The 24,928-nt window shown below is 72.6% G+C and carries 24 protein-coding genes; 9 read left to right on the top strand and 15 right to left on the bottom strand.

The window, feature by feature from the left end; genetic code table 11:
* Positions 1 to 7: 7 nt before the first annotated feature.
* The gene (locus tag ADY01_RS00845; protein ID WP_049564095.1) at positions 8 to 754 is read right to left on the bottom strand and encodes a FadR/GntR family transcriptional regulator; all 747 of its coding nucleotides are present in this window, start codon (positions 752 to 754) and stop codon (positions 8 to 10) included.
* Between the two features lie 234 nt (positions 755 to 988).
* On the opposite strand from ADY01_RS00845, the gene ADY01_RS00840 reads away from it, so the two are divergent.
* Positions 989 to 2,800 (top strand): L-lactate permease, encoded by a 1,812-nt coding sequence (locus ADY01_RS00840; RefSeq protein ID WP_063784076.1) that lies wholly within the window; start codon positions 989 to 991, stop codon positions 2,798 to 2,800.
* A 90-nt stretch (positions 2,801 to 2,890) separates the two neighbouring features.
* Here the strand turns inward: ADY01_RS00840 and ADY01_RS00835 are convergent, their stop codons facing one another.
* Complete coding sequence (locus ADY01_RS00835) at positions 2,891 to 3,583, bottom strand: TMEM175 family protein (protein ID WP_049564093.1); 693 nt, start codon at positions 3,581 to 3,583, stop codon at positions 2,891 to 2,893.
* A 90-nt stretch (positions 3,584 to 3,673) separates the two neighbouring features.
* Here ADY01_RS00835 and ADY01_RS00830 point away from each other — a divergent pair, with 90 nt between their 5' ends.
* Positions 3,674 to 4,195, top strand: a complete 522-nt coding sequence (locus tag ADY01_RS00830) for an HAD domain-containing protein (protein ID WP_049564091.1) — start codon at positions 3,674 to 3,676, stop codon at positions 4,193 to 4,195.
* 52 nt (positions 4,196 to 4,247) lie between these two features.
* Here ADY01_RS00830 and ADY01_RS00825 read toward each other — a convergent pair whose 3' ends face one another.
* The 3 genes from ADY01_RS00825 to ADY01_RS00815 all read right to left on the bottom strand — a co-directional run bounded on the left by ADY01_RS00825 (position 4,248) and on the right by ADY01_RS00815 (position 6,786).
* Complete coding sequence (locus ADY01_RS00825; protein WP_049564088.1) at positions 4,248 to 5,081, bottom strand: enoyl-CoA hydratase/isomerase family protein; 834 nt, start codon at positions 5,079 to 5,081, stop codon at positions 4,248 to 4,250.
* Positions 5,078 to 5,890, bottom strand: a complete 813-nt coding sequence (locus tag ADY01_RS00820) for an enoyl-CoA hydratase/isomerase family protein (protein ID WP_049564147.1) — start codon at positions 5,888 to 5,890, stop codon at positions 5,078 to 5,080. Before ADY01_RS00820 ends, ADY01_RS00825 begins: the two co-directional genes overlap by 4 nt.
* Before the next feature lie 116 nt (positions 5,891 to 6,006).
* Positions 6,007 to 6,786 (bottom strand): IclR family transcriptional regulator domain-containing protein, encoded by a 780-nt coding sequence (locus ADY01_RS00815; protein ID WP_049564086.1) that lies wholly within the window; start codon positions 6,784 to 6,786, stop codon positions 6,007 to 6,009.
* Between the two features lie 320 nt (positions 6,787 to 7,106).
* On the opposite strand from ADY01_RS00815, the gene ADY01_RS00810 reads away from it, so the two are divergent.
* The 6 genes from ADY01_RS00810 to ADY01_RS00785 all read left to right on the top strand — a co-directional run bounded on the left by ADY01_RS00810 (position 7,107) and on the right by ADY01_RS00785 (position 15,198).
* Entirely contained in the window at positions 7,107 to 9,266 is a 2,160-nt protein-coding gene (locus ADY01_RS00810; protein WP_049564084.1) for an acetate--CoA ligase family protein, read from the top strand.
* Between the two features lie 39 nt (positions 9,267 to 9,305).
* Positions 9,306 to 10,022 (top strand): SDR family oxidoreductase, encoded by a 717-nt coding sequence (locus tag ADY01_RS00805; protein WP_049564081.1) that lies wholly within the window; start codon positions 9,306 to 9,308, stop codon positions 10,020 to 10,022.
* Positions 10,023 to 10,026: 4 nt separating this feature from the next.
* A complete protein-coding gene (locus ADY01_RS00800) occupies positions 10,027 to 11,061 on the top strand; it encodes an ABC transporter substrate-binding protein (RefSeq protein WP_049564079.1) in 1,035 nt (344 codons plus the stop codon).
* A 15-nt stretch (positions 11,062 to 11,076) separates the two neighbouring features.
* The gene (locus ADY01_RS00795) at positions 11,077 to 12,225 is read left to right on the top strand and encodes an ABC transporter ATP-binding protein (protein WP_053170406.1); all 1,149 of its coding nucleotides are present in this window, start codon (positions 11,077 to 11,079) and stop codon (positions 12,223 to 12,225) included.
* Positions 12,222 to 13,952 (top strand): ABC transporter permease, encoded by a 1,731-nt coding sequence (locus ADY01_RS00790; protein WP_049564077.1) that lies wholly within the window; start codon positions 12,222 to 12,224, stop codon positions 13,950 to 13,952. The genes ADY01_RS00795 and ADY01_RS00790 overlap by 4 nt, the downstream gene beginning before the upstream one ends.
* A gap of 64 nt (positions 13,953 to 14,016) precedes the next feature.
* Positions 14,017 to 15,198, top strand: coding sequence for a thiolase family protein (locus ADY01_RS00785; protein WP_049564075.1), 1,182 nt, complete (start codon positions 14,017 to 14,019; stop codon positions 15,196 to 15,198).
* Positions 15,199 to 15,261: 63 nt separating this feature from the next.
* Here the strand turns inward: ADY01_RS00785 and ADY01_RS00780 are convergent, their stop codons facing one another.
* Genes ADY01_RS00780 through ADY01_RS00735 form a run of 10 tightly spaced genes read right to left on the bottom strand, consistent with a single transcriptional unit; the run spans position 15,262 to position 23,626 of the window.
* The gene (locus ADY01_RS00780; protein ID WP_049564072.1) at positions 15,262 to 15,822 is read right to left on the bottom strand and encodes a tripartite tricarboxylate transporter TctB family protein; all 561 of its coding nucleotides are present in this window, start codon (positions 15,820 to 15,822) and stop codon (positions 15,262 to 15,264) included.
* Positions 15,815 to 16,510, bottom strand: coding sequence for a DAK2 domain-containing protein (locus tag ADY01_RS00775; RefSeq protein WP_049564069.1), 696 nt, complete (start codon positions 16,508 to 16,510; stop codon positions 15,815 to 15,817). Before ADY01_RS00775 ends, ADY01_RS00780 begins: the two co-directional genes overlap by 8 nt.
* Positions 16,507 to 17,508 (bottom strand): dihydroxyacetone kinase subunit DhaK, encoded by a 1,002-nt coding sequence (locus ADY01_RS00770; protein ID WP_049564066.1) that lies wholly within the window; start codon positions 17,506 to 17,508, stop codon positions 16,507 to 16,509. The genes ADY01_RS00775 and ADY01_RS00770 overlap by 4 nt, the downstream gene beginning before the upstream one ends.
* A gap of 34 nt (positions 17,509 to 17,542) precedes the next feature.
* Positions 17,543 to 18,742: a CaiB/BaiF CoA transferase family protein gene (locus ADY01_RS00765; protein WP_049564064.1), complete on the bottom strand. Its 1,200-nt coding sequence runs from the start codon at positions 18,740 to 18,742 to the stop codon at positions 17,543 to 17,545.
* A complete protein-coding gene (locus ADY01_RS00760; RefSeq protein WP_049564062.1) occupies positions 18,739 to 19,230 on the bottom strand; it encodes a MaoC family dehydratase in 492 nt (163 codons plus the stop codon). The genes ADY01_RS00765 and ADY01_RS00760 overlap by 4 nt, the downstream gene beginning before the upstream one ends.
* Positions 19,223 to 19,693: an FAS1-like dehydratase domain-containing protein gene (locus tag ADY01_RS00755; protein WP_049564060.1), complete on the bottom strand. Its 471-nt coding sequence runs from the start codon at positions 19,691 to 19,693 to the stop codon at positions 19,223 to 19,225. The genes ADY01_RS00760 and ADY01_RS00755 overlap by 8 nt, the downstream gene beginning before the upstream one ends.
* A 25-nt stretch (positions 19,694 to 19,718) precedes the next feature.
* Complete coding sequence (locus ADY01_RS00750; RefSeq protein ID WP_049564058.1) at positions 19,719 to 20,387, bottom strand: 3-oxoacid CoA-transferase subunit B; 669 nt, start codon at positions 20,385 to 20,387, stop codon at positions 19,719 to 19,721.
* Positions 20,384 to 21,088, bottom strand: a complete 705-nt coding sequence (locus tag ADY01_RS00745; protein ID WP_049564056.1) for a CoA transferase subunit A — start codon at positions 21,086 to 21,088, stop codon at positions 20,384 to 20,386. Before ADY01_RS00745 ends, ADY01_RS00750 begins: the two co-directional genes overlap by 4 nt.
* On the bottom strand, positions 21,088 to 22,077 hold the full coding sequence (locus ADY01_RS00740) for a Bug family tripartite tricarboxylate transporter substrate binding protein (protein WP_049564054.1): 990 nt from the start codon (positions 22,075 to 22,077) through the stop codon (positions 21,088 to 21,090). The genes ADY01_RS00745 and ADY01_RS00740 overlap by 1 nt, the downstream gene beginning before the upstream one ends.
* Before the next feature lie 46 nt (positions 22,078 to 22,123).
* Positions 22,124 to 23,626, bottom strand: a complete 1,503-nt coding sequence (locus ADY01_RS00735; protein ID WP_049564052.1) for a tripartite tricarboxylate transporter permease — start codon at positions 23,624 to 23,626, stop codon at positions 22,124 to 22,126.
* Between the two features lie 445 nt (positions 23,627 to 24,071).
* Here ADY01_RS00735 and ADY01_RS00730 point away from each other — a divergent pair, with 445 nt between their 5' ends.
* Positions 24,072 to 24,908 carry an SDR family oxidoreductase gene (locus tag ADY01_RS00730; protein ID WP_049564050.1) on the top strand — a complete coding sequence of 279 codons (837 nt, stop codon included), beginning with the start codon at positions 24,072 to 24,074 and terminating at the stop codon, positions 24,906 to 24,908.
* The last annotated feature ends 20 nt before the right edge of the window (positions 24,909 to 24,928 follow it).

Here is a 24,928-nt window from a genome sequence, read left to right as displayed (position 1 = left end):
CAGGCCCCTACGCGCCGGGGGTGTCGAGCGCCTCCCCGGCCGTCTGGTGGAAGGCGCGGATATGGCGCTCGACCAGGTCGGCCGCGAGGCCGCCCTCGCCGTTCGCGACGGCCTCGTAGAGGGCGCGGTGTTCCCGCCTGAGCCGGTCGAGGACCGCGTCGGCGTGCTCCAGCCGGCCGAAGGCGTTGAGCAGGGTGGGCCGGATCGCGCCCCGGATGGCGGTGGTCAGCGCGGTGATGAGCCGGTTGCTCGCCGCCTCGGCGAGCAGCATGTGGAAGGCGGTGTCGAGGTCGTTGAACTCCTCGCGGGGCAACGCCGGGTCGTCCATGCGCTCCAGGAGACGCGCCATCCGGGACACGTGGTCGGGGCCCGCCTGGGAGGCGGCCAGCGCCACGGCGGCGCGTTCCAGGGCGACCCGCGCCTCGGTGATCTCGCTCAGGTCGAAGCTGGCCAGGGCGGCATGGATGCGGATGAGCGGGGCCAGGCCGGTGCCCGGGGTGCCGGCGATGACGCTGCCGGCGTCGGGGCCGGTGCCGACCCGCGGGCGGCGCAGGACCCCCTGGGACTCCAGCACGCGCAGGGCCTCCCTGACGGCCCCCCGGCCGACCCCCAGCATCGCGGCGAGGTCCCGCTCGGGCGGCAGCCGGTCCCCGACGCGCAGCACGCCGGAGACGATCTTCTCCTCGATCTGGCCGAGGACATGTTCGTGGGCCCGGGTGCGGGAGAGCGGCTGCCAGTCCGCGGCTTCCGGCACGGCCCACTCCTGATCGGTAAAAGGATCAATTACCTTGCCTGTCCGTCCTGTTGACACAGGACAAAGGCAATCCTACGGTCCAACCGGTGCTTGGTCCGACCAAACATCACCAAACGAGCCACCCGACCGGGCTCGGATGGCACCCCCACACCCGGTCGAACGGCTGTCGCCCGACCGGGAGGTAGCTATGGAGAACCGTCCGCACTGTCCCGCGGTCCGCGGAAGCTGTCCCGCATGCTGACCGACAACCTGGCCGTCCTCAGCCTGCTGGCGCTGGCCCCGATCCTCCTGGTGGGCGTCCTGCTGGTGGGTCTGCGCTGGCCCGCCACCTATGCCATGCCCGCCGGATACGTCCTCGTCGTCGTGATCGCCGCGGTGGCCTGGGAGGTCGGCGCGGCGGAGATCGCCGCCTCCTCCATCCAGGGCCTGATCATCGCCCTCACCCTCCTCTACATCGTCTTCGGCGCCCTGCTCCTGCTCTCCACCCTGGACGCCAGCGGGGCCCTGCGCAGCATCCGCTCGGCGTTCACCCAGATCAGTCCGGACCGCCGGGTGCAGGCGATCATCGTGGGCTGGCTCTTCGGGAGCTTCATCGAGGGTGCCTCCGGCTTCGGCACCCCGGCCGCCGTCGTGGCCCCCCTCATGCTCGCGCTCGGCTTCCCCGCCATGGCCGCGGTGATGGTGGGCCTCATCATCCAGAGCACGCCGGTGAGTTTCGGCGCGGTGGGCACCCCGATGCTCGTCGGCGTCAACGACGGCCTGAGCGGCTCCTCGGCCGTCGAGGCGCGGCTCGCCCAGGAGGGCACCGTGCTCGCCGACTACGTGCCGGAGGTCGCCGTGCAGGTCGCACTGCTGCACGCGATCATCGGCACCCTCGTGCCGCTCTTCGTCGTCTGCCTGCTCACCCGGTACTTCGGCGCCAACCGCAGCTTCGGCGAAGGGCTGGCCGTCGCGCCGTTCGCCCTGTTCGCCGCGCTCGCCATGACCGTGCCCTATGTGACGGTCGCGATCCTGTTCGGCCCCGAGTTCCCCTCACTCCTCGGCGGTCTCATCGGCCTGGTGATCGTCATGGTCGCCACCCGGCGCGGATTCCTGCAACCCACCCGGGCCTGGGACTTCGAGCCACGCGACCGCTGGCTCCCCGAGTGGAGCGGGACCGTGCAGCCCGACATGCGCGAGGCGACCGCCTCCGACATGCCCGTGGCCCGCGCCTGGCTGCCCTACCTGGTGGTCGCCGGGCTCCTGGTGATCACCCGCCTTCCCCAACTCCCCCTGAAGGACTGGCTGTCCGGGATCTCCCTGGAGTGGAACAGCATCCTCGGCACGCCGGTCGCCCAGGCCGTCGAGCCCTTCTTCCTGCCCGGCTTCATGTTCCTGATGACCGTGGGCGTGACCTATCTGGCGTTCCGCATGAAACGCCGGGAGATCGCCGAATCCTGGCGCGTGGCCGGGCGCCAGATCGTCAGCGCCGGGATCGCGCTGCTCTTCGCCGTGCCCCTGGTGCGCGTGTTCATCAACTCCGGCCCCGACTTCAACTCCACCGGGCTGGAGAGCATGCCCCTGACCCTGGCCACCGGGGCCGCCGACCTGGCGGGCTCCGCGTGGCCGATGTTCGCCCCCTGGGTCGGCGCGCTGGGCGCCTTCGTGGCCGGCAGCAACACCGTGAGCAACCTGATGTTCTCGCTCTTCCAGTTCTCCACCGCCGACCAGATCGGCGTCAGCCCCAAGATCGTCGTCGCCGTCCAGGCCGTCGGCGGAGCCGCGGGCAACATGGTCACGGTCCACAATGTCGTCGCCGCCTGCGCGACCGTCGGACTCATCGGCAGGGAGGGCCTCCTGATCCGCAAGACGGTGCTGCCGATGATCTACTACTGCCTGGCCGCGGGCATGCTCGCCTACGTCTTCATCCACGGCATCGGATTGAACGCCGGCACCGCCGGACTCGTCCTCCTGCTCGCCGCGCTCGCCGCCCTCGCCACACTGACCTGGCGGCGCAGACCCCCCACGGCCGAGCCGGCCGACGGAACGGACCTCTCCCGGGACTGACGAGCCGCGCGCCGTCCGGACGGTCCGGACGGCGCGCGGGCAGGCGGGAACGCCGACGTGCGACCGCCGCCCGGTGACGACCGGCGGTGGTCAGCGACGAGCGGACGCGAGGAGGCGCCCGAGCGGGCCTTCGTGCAAACCCTCACTCGTCAGGCCGTGGTAGAGGATGACCACGATGACGCAGACGAGCCCCAGCCAGGGGGTGATGAACCACGCGCTCGATCCGCAGACGGCATAGAGCACCACGCCGGTGAGCGGTCGGATCCGCTGAGCGCGCAGGTAGGACGTCGTCACGGTCGGCTCCAGCAGATGGGGATGGCGCCGCAGATACGTGAAGACACCCCACCATGGCCCTCCCATGATCGCGGCAGCGAGAGCGTAGAGAACGACCGCCACGCGCTCGTCGTGCCCGCCGCCCTCCGCGAGCGCTTCGGCGAGGGTCGCCGTGGGAAACGGCACGATGACCGCCCCGAGGAGGATTCCCAGGTTGATCCACCGGAGTCCGACGTCCATCTTTCGTACGCGCCGGAGGAGAGAGTGGTGGTTCAGCCAGATCACTCCGACGTAGACGAAGGAGACGGCGAACGCGAGATACGCGGGCCATTGGTGCACCAGGGCCGAGAGCAACTCACCGGGGCGGTGCGCGGGCGGTCTGAGATCGAGTGCCAGAAGCGTGATGACGATGGCGAACACGGCGTCGCTGAACGCCTCGACGCGGCCGGTATCCGAGATCCGGACGTCTTCCTCCGGCCTGCCACCCGGCGATGTCGGGCCCTTTCCCATGGCTCGCATGCTATTCCTCGTCCGCCGGGAAGTGGATCAACCCGAGGCCGGAGGTGGTCCCCGTCGGGGCCCGTCGCTATCGTTCTCGACGTGACCGGCTCCGTGCGGCGTCCGCTGCTGTTCCTCGATGTCGACGGCCCGCTCATCCCGTTCGGCGCGGCGCACGGGCGGTATCCGACGTACGCGGCGGGTCCCGGGGGGCGTGAGGGCGACGGGAATCCGCTTCTGTCCAGGATCGATCCCGGGCACGGGCCACGGCTCACGGCCCTCACGTGCGAGATCGTCTGGGCCACCACATGGATGGCCGACGCGAACGAGTGCGTCTGCCCCCGCATCGGGCTGCCGCGGCTGCCCGTGGTGAGCTGGCCGGAGCCATCCGGCACCGACGACCAGGACGCGCGCGAGGGATTGCACGGGAAGACCCGCGCCCTCGTCGCATGGGCGGCCGGGCGGCCGTTCGCCTGGGTCGACGACGAGGTCACCGACGCCGACCGGGCCTGGGTCGCCGCCCACCACCGGGGACACGCCCTCCTCCACCGGGTCGATCCCCGCACCGGTCTCACCGGTGGCGACTACGCGGCTCTCGACGCGTGGCTGCGACAGCCGTCGTGAGACCCGGCACGACACCCGGCGCGAGGAGACTCCCCGCCGGCCGGTGCGGGGCTCAGCGCAGGGTCCAGACCGGCGCCCTCTTCTCCTTGAACGCCCTCGCCCCCTCGGCGCCGTCGTCCGTCTCGGCGATCTGCTGGTCGAGGTGGCGCGCGTAGGACGTGAGCGAGGGCGGGAACTCCGCGGTGAGCCGGTAGAGCCGGATCGCGCCCTGGACCGCCAGCGGGGATCCGAGGCAGATCATCTCGGCGAACTCCTCGGCGGCGGACAGCACCTGGTCCTTGGGAACGACGCGGTTGACGATGCTCTGTTCCAGGCACTCCCGCGCGCCGAGCCGGCCGTTGCACAGGGTGAGGTACGCGGCCGTCGTGCGCGGCAGCGCCTGGTACATCTCGTGCGGCGCGCCCAGGCGCCCGACGTTGGTGTGCTGGTCGCCGATCCAGGCGTCCTCGGCCATCACCCGGAGCTGGCACTGGAGCGCGATGTTGAGCCCGACGCCCACCGCGAAGCCGTTGAGCGCGGCGATCAGCGGTTTCTCCAGGGCGACGTCCTGCGGCTGCCCGCCGCCGCCCCAGTGGAACAGCGGGCTGTTGGGGTCCTCGTGCGGGGTGCGCTCGCCCCGGGCCTGGTACTCGGCGAGGAACTTGACGTCGCGCCCGGCGCAGAAGGCCGGGCCGGTGCCGGTGACGATGCCGACGTAGACGTCGGGGTCCAGGGAGATGTCGCGCCAGCAGGCACGCAACTCCTGGTAGGCGTACGAGTGGAGCGCGTTGCGCACCTCGGGGCGGTTGATGGTCACGTAGGCGACGTGACCCTTCTTCTCGTAGACGACGTGTTCCAGATCGCGCGGCATCGACGAGGGGTCATAGGGCGATTGGTACCTGGTCACAACCGATCTCCTCGGGGCTGACCGGACAGGGGTTCCGATCCGGCGAACTCCGCCGGTCGCTTTTCGAGGAAGGCGCGTCTGGCCTCCTCGGCGTCGGCGGTGCCGCTGAGTTCCGCCGTGTAGTTCTGTTCCAGCCGGAACCCGTCGCGCAGCGGCAGCGCGTCGACGGCGCCGAACGAGGACCTGATGGCGCGCACGGCCGCGGGGCTCTTGGCCGCCATGACGGCGGCGAGGGCGGAGGCCGCGGGCAGCAGCCGCTCCCGCGGCACGCACTCCTCGACCGCGCCCAGCCGGTACAACTCGGCCGCGGGCACCCGCTCCCCGGTCAACACCATCCGGCGGACCTTGGGCGCCGGCAGGATCCGCCGCAGGAAACTCGCCCCGCCGCCCTGGCCGACGTCGATCTCCGGCATGCCGAAGAACGCGTCGTCCGCGGCCACGATCACGTCGCAGCACGCGGCGAGCACGAAACCGGCGCCGAGCGCGGCCCCGCCCACGGCCGCGACCACCGGCTTGGCGCTGTCGAGGACGGCGAAGAACGTCTCCCTCGTCAGCCGCTCCGCGCGGCGCGCCTCGGCGTCACCGGCGTTGAGCGCCTGCTTCTCCTTGATGTCGGCGCCGGCGCAGAAGACGGGCCCGTCCGCCGTGAGGACCACGGCCCGGACGTCGGACCGCGCCTGCACCAGGTCGAAGGTCGCCAGCAGGTGCTCGCGCGTCTCCCGGTCGAGGGCGTTGACCGGTGGCCGGTCGACGGTCACGGTCGCCACGCGTCGCTCGTCGACCTCGTAGCGGACCACGCTGGACGGCATGCGCGACCTCCCGATCAGGAACCACATGTGTGCGGGATCCGCACACATGTACTTCTGGCGAACGGCCGCGAACGTATCCGGTCCCCTCGGCGGCTGTCAACGGCGGCGCCGAGGCATCACGCCCCGACCGCGATCAGGTCGGCCTCGATGCGCTGGGCGCATTCCTGGAGGTGACCGAGGTACCGCTCGGTGAGTTCGAACATCTCGCTGTCGCGCACCGGCACCGAGACGTTCATCGCCGCGATCGTCGCGCCGCCCGAGTCGCGGATCGGCACCGCGAGCGCCCGCAGACCGTGCTCCAGCTCCTGGTCGACGGCCGCCCAGCCCCGCGCGCGCACCCGCTCGATCACCGCGCGCAGCTCGGCCGGGTCGACCACCGTCCGGTCGGTGTGCCGGACGAACGCCGTCCGTTCCAGCGCCTCGTCCAGCTCGTCGTCGGGCAACCCGGCCAGCAGCACCCGCCCCATGGACGTCGAGACGGCGGGGAACCGCGTGCCCACGCTTATGCTCACGGACATGATGCGCTTGGTGGGCACGCGGGCGACGTAGATGATGTCGTCCTCGTCGAGCACCGACACCGACGAGGACTCGTGCACCAGCGACACCAGTCGCTCCATGTGCGGCAGCGCCACCTCCGGCAGGTCGAGCGAGGACAGGTACGCGTAGCCCAGGTCGAGGATCTTGGGGCGCAGCGCGAACAGCCGCCCGCCCGCGTGCACATAGCCCAGCTCCTCCAGCGTGAGCAGGAACCGCCGGGCCGCCGCCCGGGTCAGCCCCGCGCGCCGCGCGACCTCGCTCAGCGAGAGCTCCGGGTGTTCGGCGTCGAACGCGCGGATCACCGCCAGACCACGCGCGAGCGACTGGACGAAGTCCGCGCCCTTGCCTTCACCCGTCATCGTCACCTCCTGATGACCACATGACCGCCCACCTGCGGTCCTTGGCGCGAGTCTGCCAGGTCCCGGGCCCTGGGACACGCCGAATCTGACGGTCTTTCGGCCGCCGTGATGCCCGGGTCCCCGCCGTTGACAGGCAGGTTTCGCCGTGGTTGCATCATGGCGTTCGCACATTGTACGACTGTTCGCACAGCGCACACAACTGTCGGTCGTGCCGCCCTTTCGCCGGCTGACGTGCTCGACGAATCGGCACGTTCCGCCGCGGAACCACATCAGAGCCGCTCCGCACGACAGGTGGACTTCGCCCTAGCGGAAGGACGCCCATGAAGACGCGACCACGCCTCCGCCCCGACCTCGACTGCCACGACTTCGCCGAGCTGACGAGCCTGCTGCAGCCGCGTTCGGTCGCGGTGATCGGCGCCTCCGACCAGCCGGGCAACGTCGGCGGCGCGGCCGTGCGGCGGCTGCGGAGGTTCGGCTTCCCCGGCGACATCTGGCCGGTCAATCCGCGGCGGTCCAGCGTCGACGGCCTCCCCTGCCACCCGGGCGTGGCCGACCTGCCCGGCGCCGCGGACCTCGCCATCCTGGCGGTACCCGCCGCGGTGACGCCCGACCTGGTCCGCCAGTGCGCGGCGGCCGGCACCCGGCACGGCATCATCTGGTCCGGCGGGTTCGAGGAGGTCGGCCCGGCCGGCGCGGAGCTCCAGGCGGCGCTCGTCGAGGCGTGCGCCGAGACGGGGTTCGCCGTCCTGGGCCCCAACTGCCTCGGCCTCATCGATTCCCACCAGCCGCTGACCGCGACGTTCGCGTCGTTCCTGACGCATGTCGACGCCCTCATACCCGGTGACATCTCGATGGTCAGCCAGAGCGGCGGCCTCGCCACCATGGCGCAGGCCCTGGCCCAGCAGGCCGGGGTCGGGTTCCGCTACACGATCAGCAGCGGGAACGAGGCGGTGCTCACCGCCGCCGACCTGCTGCACGCGCTGGCCCACGACGACCGCACCCGTGTGGTCACCGGCTATCTGGAGGGCGTGCGCGACGGCGACCGCCTGGCCGCCGCGCTCGCCGAGATCCGGGCCGCGGGCAAGCCGGTCGTGCTGCTCAAGGGCGGCGCCACGCCGGCCAGCGCCCACGCCGCCACCGCGCACACCGGGGCCTTCGCGGGCGAGGACAGCACGTGGAGAGCGGTCCTCGACGAACTGGGCGTGATCCAGGTCGAGTCGCTGGAACGGCTGCTGGACATCGCCCTCTTCCTCAGCAGGACCGATCGCAGGACCGATCCCCCGCGCCAGCCCACCGGCACCGGCACGGCGGTGCTCACCTTCGGCGGCGGCATGGGCGTGCTCTCCGCCGACCAGGCCGCCCGCCGCGGGCTGAGCGTCCCGGCCCTCACCGAGCACACCCGCCGCACGCTCACGCCGCTGGTCCCGGCCATCGCGTCCGTGCGGAACCCGGTCGACCTCACACCGGAGGCGTTCAACAAGCCGGAGATGCTGAAGAACCTGCCGGCCGTCCTCGACGCCATCGCCGCCGATCCGGGCGTCGACATCCTGCTGGCGCAGATGGGCGCGATGGACAGCGGCGGCCCCGAGGTGGCCGCCGAACTGTCCGCGTTCCGCCGCCGCACCGACGCCCTCGTCTGCGTCGCCTGGCCGCTCGCCCCGCCCGGCGTCCTCGCGTACCTGCGCGACGAGGGCGTCCACGTCTTCGGCGAACACGTCCGGGCCGTCGCCGTGGCGGCCGAACTGGCCGGACGCCCCGCCCCGGCCACCGGCGCGCCGCCGCCCGAGCCGATGGCGTTCGCCTGGCCGGCGGCCGAGCGTGCCGCCCCGGCCGGCACGGTGGTCACCGAGCCGCGCTGCCACGAGATCCTCGCCGCCGCGGGCCTCCCCGTCGCCGCGGGCCGGCCCGCCACCTCGGAGGAGGCGGCCGTCCAGGCGGCGGAGGCCATCGGGTACCCGGTGGTCCTCAAGGGCGTGTCGCCCGACGTCGTCCACCGGGCCGCGGCCGGACTCGTCGCCCTGCGCGTCGGCTCCGAGGACCAGCTGCGGGCGGCCTACCAGCGGCTGCGTGAACGGGCGGCGGCCGGCGGCGTCCTCCTGGACGCGGTCCACGTCCAGCACATGGTCGGCGACGGCGCCGAGTTGCTCGTCTCGGCATTCCGCGACCCCACCTTCGGAGTCATGGTCTCCTGCGCCGCCGGCGGCACCATGACGGAACTCATCGGCGACGTCCAGCTGCACCGCGCGCCGTTCGACCGGACCACCGCGGAACGGCTGCTGCGCCGGCTCCGGTTCGTCCGGGCCGGCGGCCATGACTCCGAGCCGGCCGCCATGGAGCGCGTCGCCGGCTTCGTCGCCGACTTCTCACGGCTCGCGGCGTCGGCCCCGTGGCAGGGCTTCACCCTCGAACTGAACCCCGTCAAGTGGAGCGACCGGTACGTCGCCGCCGTGGACGGGCTGCTGATCGTCGAGGAGCCCTGAGGAAACGTGCCCGCACCCCGAACGTCAGGAGAACACGCAATGCAAGAGGTAGCAGGTCGAGTCGTCGCGATCACCGGAGCGAGTTCGGGGATCGGCGCCGCCACCGCGAGGGCCCTCGTCCGGGCGGGCGCGAAGGTCGTGCTCGGCGCCCGCCGCGAGGAACGCCTGGCCGAACTCACCGGCGAACTCGGCGAGGGCGCCCGCGCCGTGCCCATGGACGTCCGCGATCCCGCCGACGCCCGGCGCCTGATCGCCACCGCCGTCGACCACTTCGGCCGGCTCGACGCCCTCGTCGCCAACGCGGGCATCGGCATGTACGGCGGGATCATGGACCGTACCGACGCCGAGCTCGCGGAGATGCTCGACACCAATGTCGCGGGCACGGTCTGGCCGGTCCGGGCCGCCGTTCCCCATCTGCTCGGCGACGGGGGCGACATCGTGATCGTCAGCTCGGTCGCCGGGCTGCGCGGGCGCGGCAACGAGGCCGTCTACGCGGCCACCAAGCACGCCCAGATGGGACTGGCCGGCGGCCTGGACCGCGAGCTGCACAAGCGGGGCGTACGGGTCACCGCGCTGTGCCCCGGCGGCGTCGTCACCGAGTTCGCCATGGGCAGGGGCCGCACCCCGGAAAGCCCCGAGCTGGCCGGGATGATGACCGCCGACGACGTCGCCGCCGCCATCGTCCAGGTCCTCGCCCAGCGCCCCGGCATGCGAACCCTCGTGTACTCGCTGCGCGGGCTGACCGAGGAGGACTGAGCACATGCGCGCACGCATGGCCCTGGCCCTGCTCGCGATCGTCGTCGCCACGGCGACCAGTTGCGGGCAGCCACCCGAGGAGAGCGCGGAGGATGTCGCCGACCAGGGGATGGACGCCCTGGTCGAGGCGGCGAAGGAGGAGGGCAGCGTCGTCCACTACTCGGTGGAGACCGACGAGCTCAACGAGGCACTCGCCGCGGCCTTCGAAGCCGAGTACGGGATCGAGGTCGAGACGCTGCGGCTGACGACCGGCCCGATGCTGGAGCGCTTCGCGGGCGAGCAGCGGGCCGGTGTCACCAACGCGGACGTGATCCAGGTCGTCGACCAGCAGGTCTGGGAGGAGTACCCCGACTGGTTCGTCGAGCTGTCCGACGAGGAGGTACCCGGCTGGTCGGACTACCCGGAGCAGGCCCGGCACGGCGCCTGCGCCGACACGATGTACAGCATCGGCGGGATCACCTACAACTCCGAGGCGGTCCCGCCGGACCAGGTCCCCACCTCCTACGAGGACCTGCTCGACCCGTACTGGCACGGCAAGCTCCTGCTGACCGATCCGCGTTCCACGCCCGCGTACATGGGCTGGGCGGCGCTGATGGAGGAGACCTACGGCATCGAGTACCTGGAGCGGCTGGCCGACCAGGACCCCACCCTCGTCGAGAGCGCCTCGCCGGGCTCCCAGCAGGTGGCGGCGGGCGCCTTCCAGGCGAACGTGATGGCGCACCTGAGCAATTCCACGGAGCTGCGCGACCAGGGCGCCCCCCTGGACTTCAGCATCGTCGAGGATCCGCCCTCGGGGCTGGGGACCTGCGCGGGCATCGCGGCCGCCGCGCCGCACCCCAACGCGGCGCGGCTGTTCATGCACTGGCGGTTGACCGCCGAGGCCCAGAACGCCGGTTGCGCCGTGGTCGAACTCGGATCGCCGCTCAGGGACGCCGACCAGTGCGTCCAGTTGCCCGACGGCTGGGAGCCGACGCCGCTCGACGTGATCGGCGACGCCGACCGGGAACGACGCCTGCTGCACGCCCTGGGCATCGAGTGAAACGGGAGGGATGACGTGACAGAGGCAGACCGGGGCGACGCACCCGTCAGCGTCGCGGGGCTGACGAAGCACTTCCGGCGCCACCGCGGCGAGCGCGTCGCCGCCGTCGACGACGTGTCGCTCGACGTGGGGCGGGGCGAGATGGTGGTGATCCTCGGCCCCAGCGGCTGCGGCAAGACCACCCTGCTGCGCTGCGTCGCCGGTCTCGAGGTGCCCACCGGCGGGGAGATCCGCAGCAACGGGCGGGTCGTCTCGTCGGCGGAACGGGGCGTGCACGTCCCGCCCGAGCGGCGCGGTTTCGGCATGATGTTCCAGTCCTACGCCGTGTGGCCGCACATGTCCGTCCGGCGCAACGTCGGCTATCCGCTCGCCGTCCGGCGGCGGCCCAGGGCCGAGATCGCCGCCCGCGTGGAGCGGATCCTCGACGTCGTCGGCATCGGGCACCTCGCCGGGGAGTACCCGGCTCAGCTCAGCGGCGGTCAGCAGCAGCGGGTCGCGCTGGCGCGCTGCCTGGTCGCCGACCCGGACGTCATCCTCTTCGACGAGCCGCTCTCCAACGTCGACGCGAAGATCCGCGAGGAGCTGCGCGTGGAGCTGCTCACGATGCAGCAGCGCATCGGCTTCGCGGGCGTCTTCGTCACCCACGACCAGGAGGAGGCGACCGCGATCGCCGACCGGGTCGTGGTGATGAAGGACGGCAGGGTCGCCCAGGTGGGAGACCCCCGGGAGGTCTACCGGGCCCCCGCGTCACGGTTCGTCGCCGGGTTCCTCGGCGTCGTGAACGAGTGGGTCGGAACCCTGCGGGAGCCCGACGGCGCCGACCGGTCCGTCCGGGTGGTCAGCACCGATGTCGGGGACATCCGCGTCGCGGCCGGCAACGTCCCGGAGGGCGCCGGGCCCGGCGACACGGTCGCCGTCATCGCCCGGCCCGAGGACGTCGGGGTGTCGGCGACCGCCCCGGGCAACGGCTCCAACGGCTGGCCGGCCACCCTCACCACGGAGACCTTCCGCGGGCCGTACATCGAGCACTTCCTGGATGTGAAGGGGCACCGGGTGCGCTCGCGCGGCGCCGGCCGGGACCGGCTGCGGGAGGGCCAGGCCGTCTTCGTCGTCACCGAACCCGCCGACCTGCGCGTGCTGGCCGCGAAGGAGGCGGCCCGGTGACCGGCGGCCCCCGGCGCGCCCTGCCCCGGCCGGACCTCTTCGGACTTCTCGGGCTGGCGCTGACGCTCGCCGTCCTGGGGTTCATCGCGTACCCGCTGGCGTCGACGATCGTCACCTCCTTCGTGGACGGCGGCGCCCTCGACCTCACCCCGATGCGCCTGGTCCTGACCGACAGCGCCCTGCACCGGGCCGCCCGCAACACCGGCACCGTGCTGGTGACGGCCGGGCCGCTGGCGCTGCTCATCGGCTCGGCGTTCGCCTGGCTGAACGAGCGCACCGACGCGCGGCTGCGCTGGCTGTCCGACCTGCTGCCCGTCGTGCCGCTGCTGTTGCCGCCGATCGCGCTGAGCATCGGCTGGGTCTTCCTGGCCGACGAGCGGGCCGGCTTCGTCAACAGCGCGATCCGGTCGCTGGGCGAGTCGGTCGGCCTGGACATGCCGGGAGAGGGACCGCTGAACATCTCGACGTGGCCCGGACTGATCTTCGTCTACACGATCTCCCTGGTGCCGTACGTCTACCTCATCGTCTCCTCGGCGCTCAAGAACGCCGACCCGTCGCTGGAGGAGGCGTCGCGGATGTCCGGCGCGGGGGTGCTGAACACGCTCGTGCGCGTCTCGCTCCCGGCGATCCGCCCGGCGGTCGCCGCCGCCGCGCTGCTGGTGGTCATCGTGGGGTCCTCGCTGTACTCGATCCCGCGGACCATCGGCACGGCGGCGCGGGTCGACACCATCTCCGTCTACATCGTCCGGCTGACCCAGAGCTTCCCCTCCCGGCTGGACGAGGCGGTGGCCGTCAGCCTGCTGGTCCTGGTGGTCATGGGGGCCCTGTGGCTGCTCCAGCGCCGGGTGTCCGCCCGCGGGAGACACTCCACCATCTCCGGCAAGGCCGCCCACGCCACCGTCGTCCGGCTCGGCAGGTGGCGCCGGCCCGCCCGCGCGGTGATGATCGGCTACCTGCTGTGCGTGTCGGTGCTGCCGTTCCTCGCGCTGGCGCTGGTGGCGTTGCAGCCGTTCTGGACCGCCGGCGTCGACCTGTCGACGCTGACCCTGGACAACTTCCGCGGCTTCTTCGGTGACGGCGGGCGCTCGTTCGACGCGCTGCGCACCAGCCTGACGCTCGGCGTGCTCGGCGCGACCACCGGCATCGTGGCGGTCGCCGTCGTCATCACGTTCGGCCGCGACCGTGGCGGCGTACCCGCCAGGCTGGTCGAGGGCGCCACCAAGACGCCCGGGGCGATCTCGCACATCGTCTTCGGGGTCGCCCTGCTGGTCACCTTCGCCGGGGCACCGTTCTACCTCAGCGGCACGATGCAGATCCTGCTGATCGCCTACGTGATCATCTATCTGCCGCAGGCGTCCACGGCGGTGGAGGTGGCGCACGGGCAGGTGGGCGACGAGCTGCTGGAGGCGTCCCGCATGTCCGGGGCGTCGAAGGGCCGCACGTTCCGGACCATCCTCTTCCCGCTGATGCGGCCGGGGCTCACGGCCGGGTGGGCGCTGCTCTTCGTGGTGATGGTCGGCGACCTCACCGCCTCGGCCATCCTGGCCGGGACGACCAACCCGGTGGTGGGCTTCGTGTTCCTCGACATCTGGGACCACGGGACGTTCTCCGACCTGGCCGCTCTCGGGACCGTCGTCAGCCTGGTCACCAGCGTCGTCGTCGTACTGGCCCTGACCCTGGGCCGGTCGTCACGCTGGCAGCGGCGGCCCGCGGGCCGGGCCCGATGACGCGGGTTCACGCGCGCCCGGAACCGGCACGCGCGCCCGCCCCCACCCAAGCGAGAGGTCTGATGTGACGACGGAAACCTTTGTACTCGACGCGGTCCGCACGCCGATCGGCCGGTACGGCGGCGCGCTGGCCGACGTGCGCCCCGACGACCTCGCGGCCACGGTCCTCCGCGCTCTCGTCGACCGGGCCCCCGGCCTGGACCCGGCCCGGATCGACGACGTGCTCCTCGGCAACGCCAACGGCGCGGGCGAGGAGAACCGCAACGTCGGGCGGATGGCGGCGCTGCTGGCCGGGCTCCCCACCAGCGTGCCCGGCGCCACCGTCAACCGGCTGTGCGGTTCCGGACTTGAGGCGGTCATCCAGGGAAACCGCGCCATCGCCACCGGCGACGCGGACCTGGTGATCGGCGGCGGCGTGGAGTCGATGAGCCGGGCGCCGTGGGTGCTGCCCAAGCCGGCGCGGGCCTACCCCCGCGGCCACGAGACGCTGTTCTCCACCACGCTGGGCTGGCGGATGGTCAACCCGGAGATGCCGGAGCGCTGGACCATCACGCTGGGCGAGAGCGCCGAGGTGCTCGCCGACCGGTACGCCATCGGACGGGAGGCCCAGGACGCGTTCGCGCTCGAAAGCCAGCACCGCGCCGCGGCGGCCTGGGCGGCGGGCGCCTTCGACGCCGAGGTGGTCGCGGTCCCCGGCAACGAGCTGGCCACCGACGAGTCCATACGGCCCGCGACGGATCTGGACGCGCTGGCCCGCCTGAAGCCGGCCTTCCGCAAGGACGGCACCGTCACCGCGGGCAACTCCTCGCCGCTCAACGACGGCGCCTCGGCGGTGCTGCTCGGCACCGAACGGGTCGCCGACGACCTCGGGCTGCGGCCCCTGGCCCGCATCGCGGGGCGGGGCGTCGCCGCCGTCGACCCGGACGTCTTCGGCATCGGGCCGGTGGAGGCGGCCCGCACCGCGCTGCGGCGGGCGGGGATCACCTGGTCCGACCTCTCGGCCGTCGAGATCAACGAGGCGTTCGCCGCCCAGACGCTCGCGTGCCTCGCCGAGTGGCGCGACCTCGACCCGGCCCTCGTCAATCCGTCCGGCGGCGCGATCGCGCTCGGCCACCCGCTGGGCAGCTCCGGTTCGCGCATCCTGACCACCCTCGCCCACGCGCTGCGCCGGCGGGGCGGCGGCTGGGGGCTGGCCACCCTCTGCATCGGCGTCGGCCAGGGCCTCGCGGTCGTCCTGGAGGCGTGACCCGCGGCCTGGTCCCCGGCCGCGGGTCGCGGCCGGGGACCAGGGCGGCGGGGGCGACGCCGGTCACAGCCCCTGTGCTTCGAGGAACGGCAGCACGGAGCCGGGCAGGATGATGCCGAGCCCGTAGTCGAAGGCGAGGTAGACCCCGAAGCTCGCGCCGACCGCCACCAGGACCTTGGCGAGCGTGTGGCCACGCGCCGTGGTCATCGACAGGACGAGGAAGAACAGCAGCACCGAGAGGTTGTAGCCCAGCGGCTCGAAGGACAGGGTCAGCAGCGCCATCGAACCCACGAGGCCGAGCACCCGCAACGGGCCGCGCGCCTCCAGATTCTGCGCGGGCGCGTCGGCCGGCCGGCGCAGCTCGCGCACCAGCCAGCCGGCGCTGAGCACGGCGAGCACGGCCCCCACCCACAGCGGGAAGAACCCGGGGCCCGGCTCGTTCTCCCTGTCGTAGCCGATGTCGAGGCCCTCGCGGACGAGGTAGAGGCCCAGCAGGATCAGGACCCCCGCGAACGCCAGCCGCCCGTACCGGACGACGGGACCGACCGGCACCAGGGCGTCGTCGTGCGCGTCGGCCTGCTTCTCCTCGGCGGTGCCGGCCTTCTCCTCGGTGGTGTCAGCCATCGTCGCTCCCCTCGGCGCGCCCGCTGGCCGGGGCCGGGCGGGCCGCGTCGGACAGGGCCGTCATGACCAGCGCCCATGCGGACGCCCCGGCGTCCACATGGCCCCGGGCCCGGTCGGGTATCCAGCCGGCCCGGCCGACCTGGGGCTCCATGGCGGCGGTCGCCGCCGCGCCCTCGCGCGCCGCCGCCGCGGAGTCCGCCAGCGCCCCGGCGATGCCGCGGCCGGCGTCGGCCGCGGCGCGGGCGGCCGAGGCCGCGGGGCTCAGCGCGTCGAGCACGGTGCGCTGGCCGACGCGGGCGCCGCCCCGCCGCTCGACGGCCTCGCGGCCGGCGGCCAGCAGGTCCGCCAGGCCGCGCGCGTCGAGGACGGCGCGGCCGTGCAGCACCGCGGCGCCGCGCAGGAAGACCGTGCCGAGCAGCGTGCCCATCGTCGACGGCGCCTCCTGGGCCAGCGCCCGGCCGGCCGCGGTCAGCACCGCCGCCGGGTCGGGCCCGGTCAGCTCGGCGACCCGCGCGCCCACCGCCGCGAACCCGGTCGTCAGCGACGTTCCCAGGTCGCCGTCCCCGGCCAGCGCGTCGAGCCGGGACAGCTCCCCGGCGCCGTCCGCCACCCGCCGGGCGACCAGCGCGAGGGCGTGCGCCAGCCGGTCCGCCGACCAGGCGGCCGAGCCCGCGGCCTGGCCGCTCACGGGACCAGCACCAGCGGCGAGGACGCCGGCGCGCCGATCAGCCGCTCCAGTTCGTCGTCCAGGTACAGCAGCGAGACCGAGGCACCGGCCATCTCCAGGGAGGTGGCGTACTCGCCGACCGAGCGGTGCGCGATGGTCAGCCCCGCCGCCGTGAGCCGTTCGTGCACCCGCCGGTAGACGATGTAGAGCTCTTCGAGGCAGGTGGCGCCCAGCCCGTTGACCAGCACGGCCACCCGGTCCGTGTCCGACGGCGGCCGGTCGGCCAGCAGCCGGTCGACCAGGTCGTCCACGACGGCGTCGGCGGTCCGCAGCGGTTCGCGTCCGACGCCCGGCTCGCCGTGGATGCCCATGCCGACCTCGATCTGCCCGTCCGGGATCTCGAAGTTGGCGTGGCCGACGGCCGGCAGCACGCACGGCGCCAGCGCCACGCCCATGCTCCGGGTGCGGGCGATGGCCCGCCGGGTGGTCGCCGCCACCGTCGCCAGGTCGGCGCCGGTGGCCGCGGCGGCGCCCGCCACCCGGTAGGCGAAGTGGATGCCGGCGATGCCCCGCCGGCTCTCCGCCCGCTCCGGTGGGGCCGACGCCACGTCGTCGGCGGCCACGGCCGATTCGACCTCGATGCCCTCGGCGCGGGCCAGGTCGGCGGCCAGCTCGAAGTTCATCCGGTCGCCGCTGTAGTTGCCGTAGAGGTACAGCACGCCGCGCCCGCCGTCGATCGCGCGGGTCACGGCGAGCATCTGGTCGGTGCTCGGTGACGCGAACACCTGCCCCACGGCGCACCCGTCGGCCAGCCCCTGGCCCACGTAGCCGAGGAACAGCGGCAGGTGACCGGAGCCGCCGCCGGTGGCCGCGGTGACGCGGCCGGCGAACGCGGTGTCGGCGCGGACGATGGCGCCCGGCTCGCCGTCGGGCCGCCGCAGCCGGTCCGGGTGGGCCAGCGTGATCCCGGTGAGCGTCTGGTCGACGAACGCGGCCGGGTCGTTGACGAGCTTTCTCATGCGTGCGCTCCCTCGATGATTGCGGTCACAGGCGTCAGGCCACCGCCCCGGCGGCGCGCATGCGCGCGATCTCGTCGGCGGCGAAGCCCGCGCCGGCCAGGACGTCGTCCGTGTGCTCGCCCAGGCGCGGCGGCGGGATGCGCGCCGACACCTGCGTGGCGGAGAAGCGCAGCGGCGTCTGCACCAGGCGGACCGTCCGGTCGCCCTCCACCTCCATGTCGACGGTGCTGCCGAGCGCGTCGAGCAGCGGGTCGGTGGCGATCCGGTCGAGGGTGTTCACCGGGCAGCAGGGCACGCCGCCCTCCTCCAGCGCGGCCAGGCACTCCTTCGAGGTCATCGCCGACGTGGCCCGGGAGAGCAGCGTCACCAGTTCCTCCCGGTGCGCGTAACGGTCGCGCAGCGTGCGGAACCTCGGGTCGTCGGCCAGCTCGCCGACGCCCAGGGCGGCGGCGCACCGGCGCCACATCTTCTCGTTGGCGGAGGTGATGCAGACCCAGCCGTCCTTCGTGGGGAACGCCTCGTTCGGCAGCCCGAGCGCGTTCGCGGTGCCCATCTTCTCCGCCAGCCGGCCGTTCATCCAGTAGTCGGTGAGGAAGTGGTTGAGCATGGTGAGCTGGCCCTCCAGCATGGAGGTGCTGACCTCCTGGCCCACCCCGCTCACCGACCGGTGGTGCAGCGCGGCCTGGATGCCGATGGCCGCGTACAGGCCCGCGGTCAGGTCGCACACCGACGTCGGCACGCGGGCCGGCGGGCCCCCGGGCTGGCCGGTGATGCTGAGCAGGCCGCTGTACGCCTGGATCGACAGGTCGTTCGCGGCCCTGGTGCGCATCGGGCCGTGCGCCCCGAAGCCGGAGATCGAGCAGTAGACGAGCCGGGCGTTGAGCGGCGTGAGGCTCGCGTGGTCGAGGTGGAGCCGCTCCATGACGCCGGGCCGGTAGTTGTGGATGAGCACGTCGGCGGTCTCGGCCAGCCGGCGCACCACCGCACGGCCGTCCTCCGTCTTCAGGTCGACGGCGACGCTCCTCTTGTTCCTGTTGTGCGACAGGAAGGGGGCGCCGGGGCGCGGCATCGTCTCGGTGAGGCCGTAGTCGCGCGACTCGTCGCCGCCGTCCACCCGTTCCAGCTTGATCACGTCGGCGCCGAGGTCCCCGAGGATCTGGGTGGCGAAGGGACCGGCGAAGACCCGGGTGAAGTCGAGCACCGTGATCCCGGCCAGCGGCCCCGCCGCTGTCACGCGTCACCGCCCGCGCTCGCGCTCACGCTCACGCTCGCGGTCACGGTCACCGCGGCGTCGCCGACGGTGAGCTTGACCCCGTCGGCGTCCTCGCACCAGACGTCGAGCCGGTAGGTGACGCCGTCGGGGCCCTCCTCCCGGGCGGTGACGACGCCGCGCGGCGTCAGGGGGGTGTCGACGAACACCGGCTTGATGTACTTCGTCCGCAGCTCGCCGCTGGTGAGGTAGTGGCCCCCGAAGTGGTGGGCCATCATCGCCGACAGCCAGTTGGTGGAGTGCATGCCGTCCGCGATCGCGGCGGGCAGGCCCTGCGAGGCGGCGTACTCCTGATCGGTGTGGATGTTGCGCTGGACGCCCTGGCGCACGCCGCTCGCGGCCGACAGCATGCCGATGCTGTACCACTCGACGCGTTCCATGGTGAGCGGGCGGGTCGGCCCGGACAGTTCGGCGCCCACGGCGAGGTCGGGGAGGGGGGACCCGTCAGGCATTCTCGGTCTCCTCGTTCTTCTTGAACCGCAGCAGCGTGCGGTCGTGGTAGGTCGTCACCGGCCGTCCGTCGGAGGTCTCGACGCTCAGCTCGTAGTGCAGGTACTCGCGCCCGCGTTTCACGTACTTGTCGACGATCCGGCCGCTGACGACCAGCTCCTCCCCCACGAAGGCGGGGCTGTGGTGCTTGGCGTGGTACTCGTAGTGGATGCGCGCGTCGTCGGTGTGGATGCCTTCGATGCGCCGCTCCTGATCGCAGTTGGCCTCCAGCAGCCGCATCTTGTCCGCGTGGATCATCGTCGGCGGTCGCACCTGGCGCCCGAAGGCCGCCGTGTCGGAGTAGTAGCACTCGGTCGGGTCCTCCATGGCGTGCGCGTACGCGGTGCACATGAAGGAGGTCAGGGTGTAACGGATCGGTGCGAAGACGTCGCCCGGCTCCAGATCGCCGATCGTCTTTCCGAGCATCGGGGCTCCTCTCGTGGTTCCTTGCTCACGCAGTTCCTTGGCCGACCGGCGGCGGCGGTGGCCGCAGCGGCGCGTCGGTGGCGTTCTCCAGCTCTTCGAAGGTGACGTCCGGGGCCAGTTCGGTGACCGTCAGGCCGTCCGGCAGCACGTCGAGCACCGCCAGCTCCGTGACCACCAGCCGGACGCAGCGCGGGGCGGTCAGCGGGTAGGAGCAGCGGCGGACGATCTTGGGTGAACCGTCCCTGGCCCGGTGCCGCATCATGACGATGACCCGCTGGGCGCCGAGGGCCAGATCCATGGCGCCGCCCACGCCGGACAGCCGCGCCTCGGGCGTGGCCCAGCTGGCCAGGTCGCCGTCGGCGGACACCTGGTAGGCGCCGAGCACGGTGGCGTCCAGCCGGCCGCCACGGGCGATCGCGAACGACATGTCGTGGCCGACGATCGCGGCGCCCGGCGCCAGCGCCACCGGGCGGCTGCCCGCGTCGATCACGTCGGGGTCGCCCTCCTCGCCGTCCGTGAGACCGCGGTACCCGATCAGCCCGTTCTCGCAGTGGAAGATGACGCGTTGCTCCGGGTCGACCTGGTCGGCGACCGCCGTCGGCATGCCGACGCCCAGGTTGACGTAGCTGCCGGGCCGCAGCCGTCGCGCCACCTGCCGCGCCTGCGCGGCGACATCCCAGCCCTGGCGGCTCATCGGCCACCCCCGGTCACGAGGACGCGGTCGACGAAGATGCCGGGCAGGTGCACGTCGTCCGGGTGGATGCCGCCCACCGGCACCAGTTCGTCGGCCTGGACCACCGTCGTGCGCGCGGCCATCGCCATGATCGGGTTCAGCCCGCGCGCGGCGTAGCGGAACCGGAGGTTCCCGAGCCCGTCGGCCTGGTCCGCCTTGATCAGCGCCATGTCGCCGCGCAGCGGCGGTTCGAGGATGTGCGGGAGCCCGTCGATCACCCGGGTCTCGCGTCCGGCCGTGAGCCGCGTTCCGGCGCCGGTCGGGGTGAAGAACCCGCCCAGCCCCGCGCCCGCGGCGCGCAGCCGTTCGGCCAGCGTGCCCTGCGGGATCAGCTCCAGCTCCACTTCGCCGTTCTCGAACCGGGTACGGAAGTCGGTGGCCGCGGGGTGCGCGGGGAAGGTGGCGATCGCCCGGCGCACCTGCCCGTTGCGGAACAGCTGGCCGACGTCGCCCGGGCGGCCCATGCCGCAGTTGTTCGAGGCCAGGACCAGGTCGGTCACGCCTGACGCCGCCACCGCGCCGATGAGCTCCTCGGGCACTCCGATACCGCCCCAGCCGCCGACCAGCACCACGGCGCCGTCGCGGACTCCGGCCACGGCCGCGGCCGGGTCGGACACGGTCTTGTCCGGTACTCCGCCGGGGCTCTCCGTTCGTTTCGCCATCAGCTGGTGCCCGCCCCCATCGCCTCGATGACGGGCGTGTAGCTCTCGTACGCCTCGCGGACGTAGGCTTCGGCCTCCTCGCCGGTGCGGAAGGTGACCAGTTCGAATGTCCCGGCCATCCGCTCGGCGACCTCCTCGTCCTCGACGGCGGCCCGGACGGCGTCTTCGAGGGTCTGCCGGATGGGCTCGGGCAGCCCGGGTGGGGCCAGCACCGAGGACGGATTGATGATCGTGTAGTCGTACAGCTCCTGCGAGGTCGGCACGCCCCTCTCCTCCAGCTCGGGCCAGGCCGGGCTCTCGATGAGCAACGGGCGCAGCTCGCCGGACTCCACGTACGGCAGTGCCGCTGTCGCGGAGTTCTGGTTCATGTCCGCGTCGCCGGCCAGGATCCGCAGCACCGCCTCCGCACCGCCGTCGGTGGCGAGGGGCCGGCTGTTGAGCCCGCCGACCGCTTCGGAGAGCGCCGCCGTGCCGATGTCGTTGACGCCGAAGCCGCCGGACGTCGCGTCGACCAGCTCGTGGCCGTCCTGCCGTCCCCACTCGACGAGTTGGTCGATGTCCTGCCAGGCGGAGTCGCCCGAGACGAAGCGGGCGGCGACCGACTCGTGGGTCGAGGCGACGAAGGTCATCTCCAGCGGGTCGTACCCCAGGTCCGTGGTCTGCGGGGTCACCGTCTGGATGGACCCCGACGCCATCGCCAGGGTGTAGCCGTCCGGCTGGGCGTTGAACACCCGCTGCACGCCGACCGCGCCCACCCCGCCGGGGACGTTCTCGACCGTGACCGGCTGCCCCAGGGTGCCCTCCATGTGGTCGGCGAGGAGTCTGGCGATGGTGTCGGTGCTGCCGCCCGCCCCGTACGGGACGATCAGGGAGATGGGCTGGGTCGGGAAGTCCGCCTCGGCCCCGCCGGCGCCGCGGCCGCTGCCGCACGCCGTGCAGAGGACCGACATCAGGGCCAGCGCCAGAACAGTGGTGATCCGCTTCTTCATATCGATCCTCGATGACGTCGTCGTGGGTGGCGGTCGGGGGACGGGCTCACCGGGAGGAAACGGTCCGCGGGCGCAACCGCCCGACCAGCCGCCGCAGCAGCGGTGACGCGAGCACGAGTCCGGCGGTGATGATCAGCGCGGAGGAGAACGGGTTCCGGAGGAACACCTCCGGGTGCCCGTCGGATATCTGCAACGACTGCCGCAGGGTCTTTTCGAGCAGGGGTCCCAGAATGATCGTCAGGGCGATCGGCACCACCGGGAAGTCGAGCAGTTTGGCGGCGTAGCCGAGCAGTCCGAACGCGATCAGCACCCAGACGTCGAACATGCTCCGGCTGACGGTGTACGAGCCGAGCACCATGAAGATCATGATCAGCGGGAACAGGATCGACTCCGGGATCCTGAGGATCAGCACCCAGACCCGGATGAGCGGCAGGTTGAGCACGAGCAGCATGAGGTTGCCGATGAAGAGGCTGGCGATGATGCCCCACACCAGGTCGGGTTCCTCGGTGAACAGCGCGGGCCCCGGCGTCAGTCCGTTGATCAGGAAGGCCCCCAGCAGGATCGCGATCGTCGGCGACGCCGGGATGCCGAGGGTGAACAGCGGGATCATCGAGCTGCTCACGTAGGCGTTGTTGGTCGTCTCCGGCCCGGCGACGCCCTGGATCGCGCCGCGTCCGAACCGTTCGGGGGTCCGCGATACGCGCCGTTCCAGCGCGTAGGACATCAGCGTCGGCGCGGTGGTGCCGATGCCGGGCACGATGCCGAGCGCCGAGCCGATCACCGAGCCGCGGGCGATCGCACCGGCCGAGTCCTTCAGGTCCTGACGGTTGACCCGGGCGTAGGCCGTCGCGTCGCCGCCCACGTTCTCGGGCCGCTGGTGGGCGCGGTACAGGATCTCGCTCAGCCCGAACAGGCCCATGATGATCGGCACGAAGTTCAGCCCGCTGAGCATCTCCACGCTGCCGAACGTCAGCCTCGGCGTCCCGGTGACGGCATCGGTGCCGGGGATGACCAGTGCGAGCCCGAGCACACCGCTGAGCATGCTCAGCCACACCGATCGGCTGCCCAGACCCACCAGCAGGGTCAGCCCGAGGAACAGCAGCGCGAACAACTCCGGTGGCCCGAAGTCCAGCGCGATCCGGGCCAGCGGCGGCGCGGCGAAGGCCAGCAGGACGGCCGCGGCGATGCCGCCGATGAAGGATCCGATGGCCGCGATGCCGAGGGCGGCCCCGGCGCGTCCCTGCTGGGCCATCTTGTGCCCGTCGATCGCCGTGATGGCCGACGAGCCCTCGCCCGGGACGTTGAGGAGCACGGTGGTGATCGTCCCGCCGTACATGGCGCCGTAGTAGATGGCCGCCAGCATGATGATCGACCCGGTCGCGTCCAGGTAGAAGGTCAGCGGCAGCAGGATCGCGATGCCGGTGATCGGGCCGACGCCCGGCAGGACCCCGACCACCATGCCGAGCACGCAACCGACAAGGGCGAACAGGAGATTCCACGGTTGCAGCGCCACCGTGAAGCCGTCCATCAGGCTCGACAGGGCATCCACGAGCCGCTCCTCACTGACCGTCTCACGCGATCGGGCACGACCGGACGGCGGGCGCCCGATGTTCGCACAGCGCACACTTGTGCACTACCCGTACGACCCTGCCCCACCGCCCCAGCCGTGTCAACCCCCGGGAACGGGAGTCGTGAACGGACCGCGCGGCGCGGGCGCGCGGCGGGGGCGAGGGACGGCAAACCGGGGAAGGCAGCACGTCAGACGCCTGGGAATCCGCACGGCGCCGGTGAGTTGACGGTGCCCGGCGTCGCCGCGTGGGCGGGGCCGCGTCCATACGCGGGTATCGGCTCGGGCCCGCGGCGCGCGTGCCGGGCGCCTGATGGCCGGAGGGCTATGAATGGGGCGTCCGTCACCGGACCATGCGGCGGGACCTTCCCGGCCGGCGCCGCGCCCGTCTCCTCCGTACCCCCGCCTCAGAGAGGGATCCCCCGCCATGCCCACCGACCAGCAGCAGCAACCGCCAGGCACCACCGCCGAGATGAGGCCCGTCCCCGACCACGGGGAGGAGAGCTACCGCGGCAGCGGCCGGCTGGCCGGCAAGGCGGCCGTGATCACCGGGGGCGACAGCGGAATCGGCCGGGCGGTGGCCATCGCCTTCGCCCGGGAGGGGGCCGACGTCGTCATCTCCTACCTGGAGGAGGACGAGGACGCCGAGGAGACCGTCCACTGGGTCGAGGACGCGGGCCGGAAAGGGGTGGCCATCCGCGGCGACCTCACCGATCCGGAGCACTGCCGGAACGTCATCGCCCGCGCCCATGACGAGGTGGACCGTCTCGACATCCTGGTGAACAACGCCGCCATGCAGCGGGTCTACCAGTCGCTGGAGGAGATCCCCGACGAGGAGTGGGACCGCACCCTCGCCACCAACCTGAGCGCCATGTTCCACCTCTGCAAGGCCGCGCTGCCCCGGATGACCTCCGGCGCGTCCATCATCAACAGCTCATCGGTGAACTCCGACACCCCCTCCCCCGGCCTTCTCGCCTACGACGTCACCAAGGCGGGCATCGCCAACTTCTCCGCGGCGCTGGCCCAACTGCTGGGCCCCCGGGGCATCCGCGTCAACAGCGTCGCGCCCGGCCCCGTCTGGACCCCGCTCATCCCCTCCACCATGCCCGCCGGGAAGGTCGCCTCGTTCGGCGAGAACACTCCCCTGGGGCGCCCCGGCCAGCCGGCCGAACTGGCCCCCGTCTACGTCCTGCTCGCCTCAGACGAGGCGGGCTACATCTCCGGCGCCCGCGTCGCGGTCACCGGCGGCAGGCCCGTTCTCTGACCGAGGCGCTCCGGCGAACG

Origin of the sequence: Streptomyces sp. SBT349, from assembly GCF_001083795.1 — a bacterium.
GTDB lineage: Bacteria > Actinomycetota > Actinomycetes > Streptomycetales > Streptomycetaceae > Streptomyces.
The sequence above is the reverse complement of the archived record's forward strand: the minus strand, read 5'-3'. Positions and strand labels throughout refer to the sequence as shown.